This is a genomic window from Pseudomonas laurentiana, from assembly GCF_014648275.1.
In the GTDB taxonomy this organism is placed as follows: Bacteria; Pseudomonadota; Gammaproteobacteria; order Pseudomonadales; family Pseudomonadaceae; genus Aquipseudomonas; species Aquipseudomonas laurentiana.
The window spans coordinates 190,704-206,160 of sequence record NZ_BMQU01000009.1 but is presented as its reverse complement, the minus strand read 5'-3'; the positions used below and the strand labels follow the sequence as shown (position 1 = coordinate 206,160).

Annotated in this window: 13 protein-coding genes; 6 read left to right on the top strand and 7 right to left on the bottom strand. The window is 58.1% G+C overall.

Going from position 1 to position 15,457, the window contains the following annotated elements; translation table 11 throughout:
- On the top strand, window positions 1-1,287 hold a 1,287-nt coding region (locus tag IE038_RS11895), incomplete at its 5' end, for an LTA synthase family protein (RefSeq protein ID WP_189395671.1).
- 19 nt (window positions 1,288-1,306) lie between these two features.
- On the opposite strand, the gene IE038_RS11890 is transcribed toward IE038_RS11895, so the two are convergent.
- Together IE038_RS11890 and IE038_RS11885 are read right to left on the bottom strand one after the other, a co-directional pair.
- Window positions 1,307-2,317 (bottom strand): hypothetical protein, encoded by a 1,011-nt coding sequence (locus IE038_RS11890; protein ID WP_229775653.1) that lies wholly within the window; start codon window positions 2,315-2,317, stop codon window positions 1,307-1,309.
- A gap of 186 nt (window positions 2,318-2,503) precedes the next feature.
- Window positions 2,504-3,862, bottom strand: a complete 1,359-nt coding sequence (locus tag IE038_RS11885) for a DUF2252 domain-containing protein (RefSeq protein ID WP_229775652.1) — start codon at window positions 3,860-3,862, stop codon at window positions 2,504-2,506.
- A 353-nt stretch (window positions 3,863-4,215) separates the two neighbouring features.
- Here IE038_RS11885 and IE038_RS11880 point away from each other — a divergent pair, with 353 nt between their 5' ends.
- Together IE038_RS11880 and IE038_RS11875 are read left to right on the top strand one after the other, a co-directional pair.
- Window positions 4,216-4,638, top strand: a complete 423-nt coding sequence (locus tag IE038_RS11880; protein ID WP_163939051.1) for a potassium channel family protein — start codon at window positions 4,216-4,218, stop codon at window positions 4,636-4,638.
- Window positions 4,639-4,823: 185 nt separating this feature from the next.
- The gene (locus IE038_RS11875; protein ID WP_163939055.1) at window positions 4,824-5,798 is read left to right on the top strand and encodes a sensor domain-containing diguanylate cyclase; all 975 of its coding nucleotides are present in this window, start codon (window positions 4,824-4,826) and stop codon (window positions 5,796-5,798) included.
- A gap of 70 nt (window positions 5,799-5,868) precedes the next feature.
- Here the strand turns inward: IE038_RS11875 and lpdA are convergent, their stop codons facing one another.
- The 4 genes from lpdA to IE038_RS11855 are packed head-to-tail and all read right to left on the bottom strand — an operon-like array spanning window position 5,869 to window position 10,845.
- Window positions 5,869-7,260 carry a dihydrolipoyl dehydrogenase gene (gene lpdA, locus IE038_RS11870; protein WP_163939053.1) on the bottom strand — a complete coding sequence of 464 codons (1,392 nt, stop codon included), beginning with the start codon at window positions 7,258-7,260 and terminating at the stop codon, window positions 5,869-5,871.
- 2 nt (window positions 7,261-7,262) lie between these two features.
- Window positions 7,263-8,552, bottom strand: a complete 1,290-nt coding sequence (locus IE038_RS11865) for a dihydrolipoamide acetyltransferase family protein (RefSeq protein WP_189395668.1) — start codon at window positions 8,550-8,552, stop codon at window positions 7,263-7,265.
- On the bottom strand, window positions 8,553-9,611 hold the full coding sequence (locus IE038_RS11860; protein ID WP_163939678.1) for an alpha-ketoacid dehydrogenase subunit beta: 1,059 nt from the start codon (window positions 9,609-9,611) through the stop codon (window positions 8,553-8,555).
- Window position 9,612: 1 nt separating this feature from the next.
- Window positions 9,613-10,845 (bottom strand): 3-methyl-2-oxobutanoate dehydrogenase (2-methylpropanoyl-transferring) subunit alpha, encoded by a 1,233-nt coding sequence (locus IE038_RS11855; protein WP_163939681.1) that lies wholly within the window; start codon window positions 10,843-10,845, stop codon window positions 9,613-9,615.
- A 199-nt stretch (window positions 10,846-11,044) separates the two neighbouring features.
- Between IE038_RS11855 and bkdR the strand changes: the two genes are divergently transcribed.
- From bkdR to IE038_RS11840, 3 genes are all read left to right on the top strand, one after another.
- Window positions 11,045-11,530 (top strand): Bkd operon transcriptional regulator BkdR, encoded by a 486-nt coding sequence (gene bkdR, locus IE038_RS11850; protein WP_189395667.1) that lies wholly within the window; start codon window positions 11,045-11,047, stop codon window positions 11,528-11,530.
- Between the two features lie 267 nt (window positions 11,531-11,797).
- On the top strand, window positions 11,798-13,039 hold the full coding sequence (locus IE038_RS11845) for a glutamine synthetase family protein (protein ID WP_189395673.1): 1,242 nt from the start codon (window positions 11,798-11,800) through the stop codon (window positions 13,037-13,039).
- A gap of 177 nt (window positions 13,040-13,216) precedes the next feature.
- Window positions 13,217-14,554 (top strand): MFS transporter, encoded by a 1,338-nt coding sequence (locus IE038_RS11840; RefSeq protein WP_189395666.1) that lies wholly within the window; start codon window positions 13,217-13,219, stop codon window positions 14,552-14,554.
- 90 nt (window positions 14,555-14,644) lie between these two features.
- Here the strand turns inward: IE038_RS11840 and IE038_RS11835 are convergent, their stop codons facing one another.
- Entirely contained in the window at window positions 14,645-15,337 is a 693-nt protein-coding gene (locus IE038_RS11835) for a flagellar brake protein (RefSeq protein ID WP_167524092.1), read from the bottom strand.
- Between the last annotated feature and the right edge of the window lie 120 nt (window positions 15,338-15,457).

Genomic DNA, 15,457 nt, shown 5'->3' with positions numbered 1-15,457 from the left:
GTTTGCAGCGAGCAGCCACACAAGAGCTTGTTTTTAAAGGGTTTCCATGACCAATGCACGCATTACCTGCAAGGTGCAGGCCTGCGTTTTATGGCCAAAGACAAGATCATGCCGCATATCGGTTTCGACACTACGCTGGGCCTCGATTGGTTCACCAATGCGTCGTATCTGAATTTTCCATGGGGCAAGGATGACAAGTCGTTCTTTGAAGGGGCACTGGACTACGTTGGGCAGTTGCAGAAAAAGCCGCAGCCCTGGATGCTCACTCTGCTGACCGTGGGTACACACCAGCCGTACTCCGCACCAGAGGACTACCTACAGCGTTATGACACACCCAAGCAGGCTGCCGTGGGTTATCTGGATGATGCGCTTGAGCAGTTCCTCACCGGCCTTGAGCGCCAGGGCATATTGAAAGACACACTGGTGGTTATTACCTCGGACGAATCCCATGGCATCGATGGTGTGCGGTTGGCCTCCTCCTGGGGATTCAACCTGATGTTGGCACCTGAGCAAGAGCAACTGCCCAAGATCAACACCGGTGTGTATGGGCATGTCGACCTGAGTGCGTCGATACTCGATTATTTTGCGTTACCTGTACCTGCGACCTTGAGTGGCCGCTCGCTGTTCCGAAACTATGAAACAGGTCGTGAGATCATGTCATTCACCAATGGCAAGCTTCGCTACCACGATGGCCAGGGGACGTTGACCGAATGTGATTTTCAACAACGCTGCCGGTATTACGCGAGTCCGGGTTTCATTGAGGACCAGGTGACCTTGCTTGGGCAGTACGGTGGTAAGCGTGCTCGACAGATTGCGGCGCGGGCAGCCGCTCTTGATCAGACGTTGTTGCGTACACCCTTGAACCAGCATTATCAGTTTGGCAGCACCGCGGTCATTCCACTTAAGGCACAGATCGACGACGATTGGGCCGACAACCTGATTGGTGCCCAATACCTGGAAATGCCCAAGGGCTCACACACGCGTGTGCGCCTGACCGTGCGCTCGGCAGACCCACAACACAATGCGTACATCCTGCTCAAGGCCAAGCAATTGGAGCAGGATGTACCGCTGGCACTGCCTGCTGAAATGCTCGTCACACCTGATCAGCCGCTGGAGATGGATTTCACCTTTTACAATCCGGAACCGCGCAAGGCATTTTCCTTCCATCTTCTGGGCTATGGGCAGGGTGCTGTTGAAGTGAGTGACTTCAGCGTTGTCACCGAGTCAATGGCGCAGCAGGAGTCCTTGGAAGAGGTCTCGGAAGAGAGCATTGCCCAGTCCAGCTAGGACGTGTATCACAACCCCATCAGTTCGCCGGCACCGTGATGACAGGAGCCTGTGGTGTCACCCCGGTCTCGGCCAGCGAGAACAGGACGAGGATAAACAGGAACTCTGATTTGGAGCGCATGTCTTTGTCGTCGATCCAGAACCAATAGCCGCGATAGGGGACGGCGGCATAGGCATCAGCGGGGCGTGTCGCACTTGAATGGATGCGTACCAATGGCTGGTCCCACGGGCTGTCAGAGGCTGGCTCGGCAGGTGCCGGGTTGGCCCGTCCCTCCTGTAAGTGGGTTGGTGGTACTTCGGCTGTTGCGGCGAGCTCGACGAATATCTCCGACATAGAGCGGGTGAGTAGGGCCACCTCAGTGTCGTTACGCTGCACCATGCCGAAGGTCAGCGCCAGCTCGGTTGCTTCGGGGCGTAAATTCAGGATCTCCCGTACGGTACGACTGTCGTTGCTGACAGCGTCGGGGACACCACGGTTGACGATGATTAGCGTATTTTCTTTGTCACCGGGTTGATTGATCCGAATTCCCAAGGCTTCCGAACGCTGTACTCGCCTAAGGGCTTCAAGCATCTGATAGAAGCGCGGATCCGCTGCGCGGGCGCGGAAGGGCGAGGCAGACCGGTTGTACACGCCATTGACCGCACGTGTGGTCAGTTGCAGTACGCGATCAATTGGGTAACCGGCCTGAACAAGAGAAAACACGGCGGCAGGAGAAAGTGGTCGCAAGAGGTAACGCGAGAACCTTTCCCCCGAGAGCGGTGTGTAGCTGATGGTTGGGCGGTCTGTGTAACGTCCATAGGCACCCAATGCCTGGCTGTTCCCGTCATTGGGCCATCCCGAAAACCAAGTGGCACCCAGGCTGACCTGGCTTTCCATTGCGCTGGAACTGATGACGGATGAAACCTCCAGGTAGACGGGAGCATCGCCGTAGCGCAACTTGACGATGTTGAGCAGCGTCTGTTCCTTCCAGGTGGTGGCCAATGCGCCGCCATAGTCGGTTCGATCACGTTGTACCGAAGCAGGTCCCAATGTTGTACAGCCCGCGATATAGCACACGATCGCGAACAGCACAGCAACACGGTTGGGGCTCGGGAGGCGCTTTATCTTCGCTGTTGAAGACACCTGAGCCATGGTTCAGCCTCACAAGCGGTGTTGGGATTGTGGACAGATACGGTTGAAGCGCGGGTCAAAAGTAACGGGCATGGAGCCGTTTCATTACTCTTCCTCGATCAGCGCTTTGATCCGTCCAGATTTCTCCGCAGCCCTCAGTGCCGCATGGTCCTTGGCGTTTTGATTGGCATAGGCCATCGCAAATTTTCCGATGGCTTTGTCGAACTCATTCGATTTGCCCAGATAGCCACTGATCATCGCGGCATCGCCCGATTTGGCATGTGATCTGGCCAGTGTCATGCCGCACAGTTCTGCGTACATGCTCATCTGCTCCGCTGTCGCACCTTCGATCGGCGCCGACATTTTCATGTCCCGCAACTGGCGTACAAAGAAATGTCGACCTTTCTTGCCTTCTGTCCAGCCCAGAAAGATATCGCTGGAGGACTGCATCAAGCGCTGACCGGTGACGACGCGTTGCCCATGGTTTTCGTAAAGACTTTTGCCTGCATAAGGCTCAAGTACGGAAGGGCTCGCCTCCTTGAATTGCAGGAGCAGTGGGTGGTTTTCCGCTGAAAAGAACAAGCTCACAAAACAGTACGTGCCCACACTGCCAATCCCCACGGCTTTTATGGCGATGTCTTCCATGCGGTAACGATCAAAGAGTACTCGGCGTTCGTGAGGCAGGGAGAGTCGATAGTCCTTCAGTGCGTATTCAACACTTTGCTCAAAGCCTTCTTCCTGAACGTGAAACAGTATGGGGGGCTGATCGATAAGGCGCCGTCGACCGCCGACTTCGTCGCTGATCGTTGGGTAGAGGTAGTCGCCTACACGTGTCCTGGCTTTCGCAATCAACTGTTCCCGGTTTTTTCTGATTTTTGAGGTGGGTGCCATATCTAGAATCGTTTGGGCATCCAAGCGGTCATACCAGACTTCCAGCGGGCTCATCTTTGAGCACTCACGCAGGCGTTCACGGTAAGCGCGAACACATTCAACCGCGCAGGCTTCGGCTTGCTTCGCGCTGAGTCGGTTATCGCGTGCCGCGACTGTAAAGCTGATGGCCAGTCGTTTGATATCCCACTCCCACGGGGCGGGAAGCGTTTCATCGAAGTCGTTGATGTCGAAGATCAGATTACGCTCAGGGGTTGCGAACAGGCCAAAGTTCAACATATGGCAATCGCCACAGGCCTGAACCTGAATACCGGTATTCGGGGTAATGGCCAGATCGTGGGCCATCAGGCCGGCAGAGCCCCGCAGGAAGGTAAAGGCACTGCGTAACATGCGCCCGTAGCGAATGGGTACCAGGCTGGGAAGTCGATAACGGTTGGACACTTCCAGTATGTCGATCGGGTCACGGTGCTTGCGCGGTGGCTTCCATTCGGCGTGGCTGGACAGCGGTACCTTTTCGCGCAGGCTTTCGCCCAGACGAAGGCGTTCCCTGCGTGAGCGAAAGGTAGGTTCGAACACCGGAGCTGCTGACCTTTTCGCAGTGCGTTTGGTCGATGATTTCTTGTTGGAAGGCATTTGTACTCCTTTGCTCAACAATATCGAACTCACCTGTCAGCCTGACCCGTTACTCCGCAACTTACCTTCTGCCGGGGTGCGTGCGGCATCGTAAGAAGTCGTCAGGGGAAGCTTTCCACTCTAGCGTAGCAGCTTGGATCGGGTGTGCAGCCTGCGTGCATGGGGTGTGATGATTGCGCTGCCTTTCCTTGTTGCCCTGCAGTCGTGGTGCCGTGCACAACCTGCTTGAAAAGCTAGAATCACGCTGCCGCACTGTTTGCGGATCAGTGGGTTCGTCATTCCAGGGGAGCGTCACTATGTTGCACAACATGCTGACAGGCGCACCGGTAATGCTGTTATGCCTGATCCTGCAGGCGCTGTTTGTCGTTCTCACGCTACGCCTTTACCTGCGGCTGCGCCCGCAGAGCGGTAAAATCGGACCCGTGACCAGCATCGTGTTGTTGTCGCTGGTGATGTTGCTGATGCTGTTAGGCAACTTTATCCAGATGGCCCTGTGGGCGGTGCTGTATCTGTTGTTGGGTGAGTTTGCCGATTTCTCTACAGCGGTTTACTTCTCTGGCGTGACGTTTTCCACGGTCGGTTATGGTGATGTGGTGCTGTCAGAGCATTGGCGTCTGCTCAGCCCGCTGGAGGCCGGTAACGGCATTCTGATGTTTGGTGTTTCAACGGCCATGATGACCGCCACGCTGGTAGACATTATCAAGCGCCACAATCTCTGAGCTTCGGCCGGTCCAGAACTGTGCTTTAGTTGTTCAGAGGATCAAGGTATTGCGGCGCAGGTATGGGGGCCGCTTGGTCATGCGTGACGTAGCCTATCAGTGGGCAGCACTGCCTCATGTTGAGGCGAAGCTGCGAGGACAGGGGGAGAGTGGCAGTGAGTCATGAGTCCACAAGCGGCAAGGCCATGCCTGGCGAATTTGCTGAGGAACAACTGAATGCACTGCTGAACCTGATCAGTGATGGTGTCTGGGACTGGAATGCCAACACGGGTCATGTCTACCGCAACCCGGGCTGGTACCGAATGCTGGGGTACGCCAGCCATTCGCTGGATAACACGGTGTTTACCTGGGAGAGTGTCATTCACCCAGAGGATTATCCCCGGGTGATGGCGCATTTTGAGGCCTACCTGAATCAGCAGGTCGAGCAGTACCGAATCGAGTACCGTTGCCGCCGTCGAGATGGTAGCTATCTGTGGATCGAAGACAGCGGCCATGTGATTGCACGTAACGCCGACGGTTCGGTTGCACGGATGCTCGGTGCCCATCGCGATATCGACGATCGCAAGCGTCTGGTGCAGCAGCTCGAGCAGAAAAATCACTCATTGGAAGCGCTGGTCGCTGCGCGAACCCGCGAGCTGTCTTGGGTCAATGAGCAATTGCAGCGTCAGCTCGAAGAAAATCGCGATCTGGCGGAACGTGATGCACTGACGCTCGTCGCCAACCGTTATCGTCTGGAAAAGGTGCTGCGGCAAGAGTGTGAGCGTTCCCGGCGGTTTCGCCAGCCGCTCTCATTGGTGGTCATGGATCTGGATGATTTCAAGCCTATCAATGACCGGTACGGCCATGTCCGAGGAGACCGGGTGCTCCTTCAAGTGGTCGAGTGCATCAAGGCCTGTTTGCGTTCACAGGATCTACTTGCGCGTTGGGGCGGCGATGAGTTCATGATTGTCATGCCCCATAGCACTCAAGCGTCTGCCCGCGAACGGGCCGAGTGTATTCAGCGGCAATTGAGTCAGCTTCCCGCCGTGGGGGAGTGTCGATTGACGGCCAGTTTCGGTGTGGCGGAATGGGCAAATGAAGAGCTGCCGGAGCACTTGGTCAACCGCGCCGATCAAGCGCTGTACAGCGCCAAAGCTGCGGGTAAAAACCGGGTCGGTTGAGCGTGACGGTATCTGGAACGTTAAACGCCCACCTTGTGGTGGGCGTCTAAACATCTTGCCTGGTTGAGTGTTACAGGTGCAGTGCATGCCCCAATGCGCGCAAGGCGGCTTCCTGCACGGCCTCACCCAAGGTCGGATGGGCGTGGATGGTGCCAGCGACATCTTCAAGGCAGGCGCCCATCTCCAGTGACTGGGCGAAGGCTGTAGACAGCTCCGAAACACCTACCCCCACAGCTTGCCAGCCGAGGATCAGGTGGTTGTCACGGCGCGCAACCACGCGCACGAAACCACTTTTCGATTCCAGGGTCATGGCGCGACCGTTGGCTGCGAAGGGGAATTGCGCCACGATACAATCCAGGCCTTCCTGCTGTACGTTCTCCGGGGTTTTGCCGACAACTACCAGCTCTGGATCGGTGAAACATACGGCGGCAATCGCAACCGGCTCAAAGCGGCGTTGCTTGCCTGCAATCAGCTCGGCAACCATTTCGCCCTGCGCCATGGCGCGGTGGGCGAGCATCGGCTCACCGCTCAGGTCACCAATTGCCCAGACGTTGCGCATGCTGGTTTGGCAGTGTGCATCGATGGCAATGGCACTGCCGTTCATTTTCAGGTCCAGGGCCTCCAGGTTGAAACCCTGGGTTCGCGGCCGGCGGCCGACAGCAACCAGTACCTGATCAGTAGTCAGTGCCAGTGGCTCGCCCGCCGGGTCGCGCACCTTCAGGCTCTGCGTGGTGCTATCAAAGCCTTCGACGCTGTGCTTGAGGTACAGGGTGATTCCAAGCTTTTTCAGTGACTCGGCTACCGGTTGTGTGAGTTCGCTGTCATAGGTGGGCAGGATTCGCTCACGGGCCTCGACCACGCTGACCTCCACGCCCAGTTTGCGGTAAGCGATACCCAGCTCCAGGCCAATGTAGCCCGCCCCAACAACGGTCAGGCGCTTGGGCAGATGAGTGGGCGCCAAGGCTTCGGTGGACGAAATGATCGGGCCGCCCAGCGGTAACATCGGCAATTCGACCGTGCTGGAACCGGTGGCGAGCAGCAGGTGCTCACACTGGACGCGCAGGTCCTGTCCGTCGACTTCGACCGTTTTCCCGTCAATGATCCGCGCCCAGCCATGAATGACCTTCACGCCATGCTTTTTCAGCAGGGCTGCGACTCCGCTGGTCAAGCGGTCGACGATGCCGTCTTTCCAGGCAACGCTTTGCGTGATGTCCAGGGTCGGAGGTGCGACGTTGATACCGAGGGCCGAGTGCTGGCTGTGGGCGTGGGTCTGGTGGAACTGCTCGGCCACATGGATCAGCGCCTTGGACGGAATGCAGCCGATGTTCAAGCAGGTGCCACCCAGTGCCTGGCCTTCGATCAGTACGGTCGGGATGCCCAGTTGGCCAGCACGAATCGCCGCCACATAGCCGCCGGGGCCGCCACCAATGATCAGCAGGGTAGTGTTGAGGGTCTGGTGCATGATCACTCCACAAACAGGCTGGCGGGTTGTTCGAGCAGGCCACGAATGGCCTGAATGAAGAGCGCTGCATCCATGCCGTCGACCACCCGGTGATCGAACGAGCTGGAGAGGTTCATCATTTTGCGCACCACAATCTGACCGCGAACGACCATAGGCCGTTCGACTATGCGGTTGACACCGACAATAGCCACCTCTGGGGTATTCACTACCGGGGTACTGACGATACCGCCTAGCGCACCAAGGCTGGTCAGGGTGATGGTCGAGCCGGAGAGTTCTTCGCGGCTGGCCTTGTTGGTGCGGGCAGCGGTAGCCAGACGGACGATTTCACCCGCGTTGCTCCACAGGCTGCCGGCTTCGGCGTGGCGCAGTACCGGCACCATCAAGCCATTGTCGCCCTGAGTAGCGATGCCGACATGCACTGCACCGTGGCGGGTAATGACCTGTGCTTCATCGTCGTAGTGCGCATTGATTTGCGGGAAGTCGCGCAAGGCCACGACCATGGCACGGACCAGGAAAGGCAGCAGGGTCAATTTACCGCGACTGGCGCCCCATTTTTCGTTGAGATGAACGCGCAGTTCTTCCAGTGCCGTAACATCGATTTCTTCGACATAACTGAAGTGTGCTACCCGACGCTTGGCATCCTGCATGCGTTGCGCGATCTTGCGGCGCAGGCCGATAACCGGAATCTGTTCGGCATCGGTGCGCTTGGCATAGCCGCCAGGCACTGAGGCGGAGGTTGTGCTCGGTTGCCTCAGAAACGCATCCAGGTCCTCGTGCAGGATGCGCCCGGCAGGGCCACTACCCTGTACATAGCGAAGCTCGATACCGGCATCCAGTGCGCGTTTGCGCACGGCTGGCGAAGCGAGTGGCCGCTCGCTGGCTTCGCGCGCAACAAACGGCGCCGGTTCGTACGGTGCCGACGCTGCGACCGTAGCTTTGGGGGCCGGGGCCGCTGCTTCAGGGGCAGGGGCAGGGGCAGGCATAATCGGCGCTGCGGTTGCCTGTGTCGCTGCAGCAGGCGCCGAGGCACTCTCTTGCAGGTTGCCGGCACCCTCGACCTCAATACGTATCAGTTCGCTGCCCACAGCCATGACTTCACCGGGCTGGCCGCCCAGCGCCAGCACCTTGCCGCTGACGGGAGAGGGGATCTCCACTGTTGCCTTGTCGGTCATGACGTCGGCGACGACTTGATCTTCGGTGATGGTGTCGCCGACTTTGACGAACCACTCCACCAGTTCAACCTGTGCGATGCCTTCGCCGATGTCCGGCATCTTGATGACGTGCGTGCCCATTCAGACCTCCATGACCCGTTTCAATGCCGCGCCCACTCGTGATGGACCGGGGAAGTACGCCCACTCCTGTGCGTGCGGGTAGGGGGTGTCCCAACCGGTGACGCGTTCGATCGGCGCTTCCAGGTAATGGAAGCAGTGCTCCTGGATCAGGGCGACCAGTTCGGCGCCAAAACCACAGGTGCGCGTGGCTTCGTGTACGACGACGCAGCGACCCGTCTTTTTCACTGAGTTGACGATGGTCTCCAGGTCCAGCGGCCATAGGCTGCGCAGGTCGATGACTTCGGCATCGATGCCCACTTCCTCGGCGGCCACCTGGGACACATACACCGTGGTGCCATAGGTCAGTACGGTCACGGCTTTGCCGGGTCGGGTGATCGCGGCTTTGTCCAGCGGGACGGTGTAGTAGCCGTCCGGTACGGCGCTGGCCGGGTGCTTGGACCACGGGGTTACCGGACGGTCGTGGTGACCGTCGAACGGTCCGTTGTACAGGCGTTTGGGCTCGAGGAAAATCACTGGGTCATCGTTTTCGATCGAGGCGATCAACAGGCCCTTGGCGTCGTAAGGGTTGGACGGCATGACCGTGCGCAGGCCGCACACCTGAGTGAACATCGCCTCAGGGCTCTGGCTGTGGGTCTGACCGCCGTAGATACCGCCACCACAGGGCATGCGCAGGGTCAGTGGGGAGATGAACTCGCCCGCCGAACGGTAGCGCAAGCGTGCCATTTCCGAAACGATCTGGTCGGAGGCAGGGTAGAAATAGTCAGCGAACTGAATTTCCACGACCGGACGCAGGCCGTAGGCACCCATGCCCACGGCAGTACCGACGATACCGCTCTCGGAGATCGGCGCATCAAAGACGCGGGACTTGCCGTACTTGTTCTGCAGACCTTCGGTACAGCGGAACACACCACCGAAATAGCCGACGTCCTGGCCGTAGATCACTACGTTATCATCGCGCTCTAGCATGATGTCCATGGCCGAGCGCAGGGCCTGGATCATGGTCATTGTGGTCGTCGCCATGGCGGTGTCCAACTGGATATTGTTGTTGTGATCGTTCATGTCAGATCCCCAGTTCCTGGCGTTGGCGGCGCAGGTGCTCAGGCATTTCCTTGTAGACGTCCTCGAAGATGGACGCCGGGCTTGGCATCTGGCCACCGGCAAGGGTGCCGTACTGCTCCGCTTCTTTCTGCGCGGCGATGATTTCGGCTTCGAGTTCGGCGCTGACTTCCTGATGTTCTTTCTCGGACCATTGGCCGATGGCGATCAGGTGTTGTTTCAGGCGCATGATCGGGTCGCCCAGCGGGAAATGGCTCCAGTCGTCGGCAGGGCGGTACTTGGAGGGATCGTCCGAGGTGGAATGCGGGCCGGCGCGGTAGGTTACCCACTCGATCAGGCTGGGCCCCATGCCACGGCGTGCGCGTTCTGCTGCCCATTGCGAGGCCGCATAGACGGCAATGAAGTCGTTACCGTCGACCCGCAGCGAAGCAATACCGCAACCTACGCCGCGGCCGGCAAAGGTGGTGGATTCGCCCCCGGCGATGGCCTGGAAGGTCGAGATAGCCCACTGATTGTTCACTACGTTGAGGATCACGGGCGCACGGTAGACATGGGCGAAGGTCAAGGCCGTGTGGAAGTCCGACTCGGCGGTGGCACCGTCGCCGATCCAGGCGGATGCGATCTTGGTGTCACCCTTGATGGCGGAGGCCATGGCCCAGCCTACGGCTTGTACGAACTGAGTCGCAAGGTTGCCGCTGATACTGAAGAAGCCGGCATCACGCACCGAATACATAATCGGCAGTTGACGGCCCTTGAGCGGATCACGCTCGTTGGACAACAACTGGCAGATCATTTCCACCAGTGACACGTCACGCGCCATCAGGATGCTTTGCTGGCGGTAGGTCGGGAAGCACATGTCGGTGCGATTCAAGGCCAGGGCCTGAGCGCTGCCGATGGCTTCCTCGCCAAGGCTCTGCATATAAAAGGACATTTTCTTCTGGCGTTGGGCAACCACCATACGGTTGTCGAACAACCGCGTCTTGAGCATTGTCCGCATGCCTTGGCGCAAGACCTGCGGTTCAATGCCTTCGGCCCATGGGCCAAGCGCGTTGCCCTGGTCATCGAGCACGCGGATCAGACTGTATGCCAGGTCGGCAGTGTCGGCTGGCTCAACGTCGATAGGGGGTTTGCGAACCTTGCCGGCGTCATTCAGGCGCAGGTAGGAGAAGTCGGTCTGGCAGCCTGGCCGGCCTGTAGGCTCGGGCACATGCAAACGCAGGGGGGCGTACTCGTTCATGCTTTTTTACGCTCGCTCTGTCTTGTGTTTTTGTGAGCTTTGAAGCGGTCGCTACTGACAATGGCTTGTGACCAGACAGTCAGTCTTGTCCTACATCATATTCCCGAGCCTGAAGAATATTTTTCTGATGTTCATTGCCTTTACGATAGCTTGCGGATAAATATTCTTTATAAAGATAAAAAACAGGTGATTTTTTCTCATGCGTAAACTGGATCGCATCGATATCGGCATTCTCAACAGCCTCCAGGAAAATGCTCGTATCACCAACGCCGAGCTTGCCCGCTCGGTGAACCTCTCCCCGACACCCTGCTTCAACCGGGTCAAGGCGATGGAGGACTTGGGGGTTATTCGCCAGCAGGTGACCTTGCTGGCACCCGAAGTGTTGGGGCTGGATGTCAATGTATTCATCCATGTCAGCCTGGAGAAGCAGGTGGAGCAAGCGCTACACCGTTTTGAGGAAGAAATTGCCGAACGCCCGGAAGTGATGGAGTGCTACTTGATGACTGGCGACCCCGACTATTTATTGCGGGTGTTGTTGCCCAGCATCCAAGCCTTGGAGCGCTTTCTCGATTACCTGACGCGTCTGCCGGGGGTGGCCAATATTCGCTCCAGTTTTGCCCTCAAGCAGGTGCGCTACAAGACGGCCTTGCCATTGCCTGCCAATGGCCTGACCTTGCGCGGGTAGCTGTAGCGTAATAATTGACACGGCGCCGACTCGATCAGCGCTAAAGCCCATTTTTATAGGCATTACGTAAGGCGGTTGCGCTTAAGTGCTTGATATTTTGAACGGCTGGTGCTTATTTTGTACACGTCGCCGTTCGCGGCTTGCTAAAACAATAAGGATCAAGTCATGACGAGCAATGGCCAACGTTCACTCGCCGAGCGACTGACGGGCATTGATGAAATCGAATGCGTCACTCCGGACCTAAACGGTATACCTCGCGGCAAGGTAATGACCGCCGAAGGTTTCCTGGAAGGACGGCGCTTGCAGATGGCTCGCGGGGTGTTGTTGCAGTGCATCATGGGGGGCTACCCGCCGACCCGTTTCTACGGCAGCGATGACGGCGATTTGGCACTTGTTCCTGACCCACAACAGATTCATCGCCTGCCGTGGAGCGATACACCGCGGGCCTTGGCCATTTGCGATGCGGACGACTTGAGCGGCGAAGGCTGTCGGCTGTCTACCCGGGCACAACTCAAGGCGGTGATCGCACGTTACGCGGCTCACGGTTTGAAGCCTGTGGTAGCCACCGAGCTTGAGTTTTTTGTTTTTGCCCCGAGCAGCGACCCCACTCAGCCGTTCCAGCCGCCTGTTGGTCTGGATGGGCGACGCGAAGACGGCGCCTCGGCGTTCAGCGTCAGCTCCAACAACGGCCTGCGTCCGTTCTTCAATGAAGTCTATCGCTGCATGGCGGCCCTCGGGCTACCGCGCGATACCTTCATGCATGAAATGGGCGTCAGCCAGTTCGAGATCAACCTGTTGCACGGCGACCCGCTGCTGCTGGCTGACCAGACCTTCCTCTTCAAGCACCTGCTCAAGGAAGTCGCGCTCAAACATGGCCTGACGGTCGTTTGCATGGCCAAGCCACTGGCCAAAACCCCAGGCAGCTCCATGCATATCCACCAAAGCCTGGTGGACATCGACAGTGGGCGTAACGTGTTCAGTGATGCCGATGGCCAGGCGACAGATACCTTCTATCATTTCATCGGCGGCTTGCAGGCATGCATGGCTGATTTCACGGCGCTGTTCGCGCCCAATGTGAACTCCTACCAACGCCTGTGCCATCCGTACGCTTCACCGAACAATGCGTGCTGGTCCGAAGACAACCGCGCTGCCGGCTTGCGTATTCCGGCCAGCGGTCCTGCGGCTCGGCGGGTCGAGAACCGTCTGCCGGGTGCCGACACCAACCCTTACCTGGCGCTGGCGGCAAGCCTGGCGGCCGGCTTGTATGGCATCGAGCAACGATTGACGCCTGCCCCGGCAATTCAAGGTGAATTCGAGGTGCCGGAGAACCTGTCGCTGCCGTGTACCTTGCATGCGGCACTGGAGCGTCTGAAACGCAGTGCGCTGGCACGCGAGCTGTTCGGTAAAGAGTTCATCGAAGGCTATATCGCTTCCAAGACCCTGGAGCTGACCAGCTTCTTCGATGAGATCACGCCGTGGGAGCGTCGAGTACTCGCAGCACAGGCGTAAATGGCGCCCTTTTAGGCGCATTGGGAACAGCAGGTGGCGAAACAATGTTTGACGATTTGTCGGCGGTGTTTCCCACCTGTTTTTGTGTCTACGGTTGTTGCTGCGCCGTCGGTGTTTTTTCACTTATGCTTCATCTGTTTTTTCCCCCACTTGCTAAAGGAGCCAACCGGGACGCCGATGCGACAGATCTGGAAGTCTTTTCGCGCGCTGTATTTCGCTGCCCTGATGATGCTGATCGGTTCGGGCCTGTTAAGTACCTATCTGGCTCTGCGTCTGGCGGCCGATCAGGTCGATAGTCTGTGGGTCGGTGCCTTGATGGCGGCTAACTATTTTGGCTTGGCCCTGGGCGGCAAGATCGGTCACCGACTGATTGCCCGAGTCGGGCATATTCGGGCCTATGCGACCTGTGCCGGTATTGTCGGTGCGGCAGTGCTTGGCCATGGCATGGTCAGTTGGCTGCCGGCCTGGCTTTTTCTGCGGGTCATCGTTGGTTTGGGCATGATGTGCCAGTACATGGTCATTGAGAGCTGGCTCAATGAGCAGGCCGATGCCAAGCAACGAGGCGCCGTGTTCAGCGGTTACATGATTGCGTCGTACCTGGGGTTGGTGCTGGGGCAGTTGATTCTGGTAGCCCATCCACAGCTGGGTCCGGAACTCTTGATGCTGGTGGCAATGTGTTTTGCCCTGTGTCTGGTGCCGGTGGCACTGACCCGTCGCATTCACCCGGCTCCGCTGCGTCCGGCACCGCTAGACCCGCGCTTTTTCATCAAGCGCGTACCGCAGTCGCTGAGTACCGTGCTGGGGTCAGGCCTGATCGTTGGCTCGTTCTATGGTTTGGCGCCTTTGTATGCAGCCAAGCAGGGCTTGAGTACCGAGCAGGTTGGTATCTTCATGGGGTCCTGCATCTTTGCCGGATTGCTCGTGCAATGGCCGCTTGGCTGGCTGTCCGACCGCTATGATCGGGCTGTGCTGATTCGTGGCGCGGCAATTGGTTTGGCGGTAGCCGCATTGCCGCTGGCGATTTGGCCAAGTGTACCGATGGTGGTGCTGTTTGCTGCCGGTTTCCTGGTGTCATTGCTGCAGTTCTGCCTGTATCCATTGGCAGTGGCATTTTCCAATGACCATGTCGAGAGTGAGCGGCGTGTCTCGTTGACCGCCATGTTGCTGGTGACCTATGGCGTGGGCGCCAGTATCGGCCCATTGGTGGCGGGCGTGTTAATGCAGCAGTTGGGCGATCAGATGCTCTACGCCTTCTTTACATTCTTCTCGCTGGTACTGGTTTGGCGGATACGGCCGCAGGCGGTCACCAACCTGCATCAGGTCGACGATGCGCCATTGCTTCACGTAGCGATGCCTGCGGCCAGTTCACCTTTGGCAGCGGCACTTGACCCGCGTGTTACCGAGCAGGACGTTCAGGATCAAATGCAGGCGCCTGTAGCGGCAGAGGATACCGAAGGTACCGAGGCCGAGGAGCAGCAGGCGAAAGAAGAGGTTGAGCCGGTAAAACCTGTGTAGGCGGCAGGGTGCTGGCAATCCGGGTGTCGAGTACTGAGCTCACACCCGGTCAAGGCCATCGCCGGTAGCACCGGCGCCTTCAAATGCTGATCAGTAGTCGTCTTTATCGAAACGACGCGCTTCACGCTGCAATTGGTAGACGAAGCTCTCGACCTTGCGTTGCATTTGCCCGTTCAGGTTGTGGAAGCGTACGCCTGCAAACGTGGTGTTGAAGCGTTCCTCAAAGTGCAGGTGACGCAGCTCAACTGCTGTCGTCGTGCTACCAAACAACTGGCTGGCGCTGAACTTTTCGTACACTTGGCCCAACTGCAGGCGCTCTTCGACATTGCCTTCGAAACGCAGTTTGCAGCCAGTCGCCGAGATATCCAGAAGCTTGCCCTTGAGGGCGCCTTCGCCCTTGAGCTTGTCACCGCTCAGCAACACATCGACCAGTTGCGATAGCTTCAGTGCAGCGCGGAACGCATTACGCCGCTGGTGATAGGTGACTTCCAGTGGCAGGGCGCCGTGGTAGCTACGGTGGCCGTCAGCCTCCTTGATGCTCAGCGGCTCGGTGGACTCCCACGCGATTCGCACACCATCATGAAAACCTTCGACACGAAACGGCTCGCCATTTTGCAAAAAGCGTTCGCCGTCACGCGGGATCATTTCGTCCAGCGCCAGTTTATTGGTTTCCCGGTCGACTTCTACCACGTAGCTCTGGAAACGCTGGCTACGTTCATGAAAAGTAATGATCAGCGGATCATGGCTCTCTTGCAGCAGCCGCAGGTTGGCGGCAATTTCCATTGGTGTGGTCAACACCTTGGGTGGCTGCGGAGCATCTACTTCATTCAACACGGTTGATCAATCTCCAGACTAAAACACACACGCAAGCGCAGGCATTCTGCCAGTATGCTTCGCACCTTG

What these genes read in the sequence shown, in the direction of transcription:
- IE038_RS11880 (WP_163939051.1), top strand. Translation starts at nt 4,216, where the DNA reads ATGTTGCACAACATGCTGACAGGCGCACCGGTAATGCTGTTATGCCTG.
- IE038_RS11875 (WP_163939055.1), top strand. Translation starts at nt 4,824, where the DNA reads ATGCCTGGCGAATTTGCTGAGGAACAACTGAATGCACTGCTGAACCTG.
- lpdA (WP_163939053.1), bottom strand. Translation starts at nt 7,260, where the DNA reads ATGCACCAGACCCTCAACACTACCCTGCTGATCATTGGTGGCGGCCCC.
- IE038_RS11865 (WP_189395668.1), bottom strand. Translation starts at nt 8,552, where the DNA reads ATGGGCACGCACGTCATCAAGATGCCGGACATCGGCGAAGGCATCGCA.
- IE038_RS11860 (WP_163939678.1), bottom strand. Translation starts at nt 9,611, where the DNA reads ATGAACGATCACAACAACAATATCCAGTTGGACACCGCCATGGCGACG.
- IE038_RS11855 (WP_163939681.1), bottom strand. Translation starts at nt 10,845, where the DNA reads ATGAACGAGTACGCCCCCCTGCGTTTGCATGTGCCCGAGCCTACAGGC.
- bkdR (WP_189395667.1), top strand. Translation starts at nt 11,045, where the DNA reads ATGCGTAAACTGGATCGCATCGATATCGGCATTCTCAACAGCCTCCAG.
- IE038_RS11845 (WP_189395673.1), top strand. Translation starts at nt 11,798, where the DNA reads ATGACCGCCGAAGGTTTCCTGGAAGGACGGCGCTTGCAGATGGCTCGC.
- IE038_RS11840 (WP_189395666.1), top strand. Translation starts at nt 13,217, where the DNA reads ATGCGACAGATCTGGAAGTCTTTTCGCGCGCTGTATTTCGCTGCCCTG.
- IE038_RS11835 (WP_167524092.1), bottom strand. Translation starts at nt 15,337, where the DNA reads ATGGAAATTGCCGCCAACCTGCGGCTGCTGCAAGAGAGCCATGATCCG.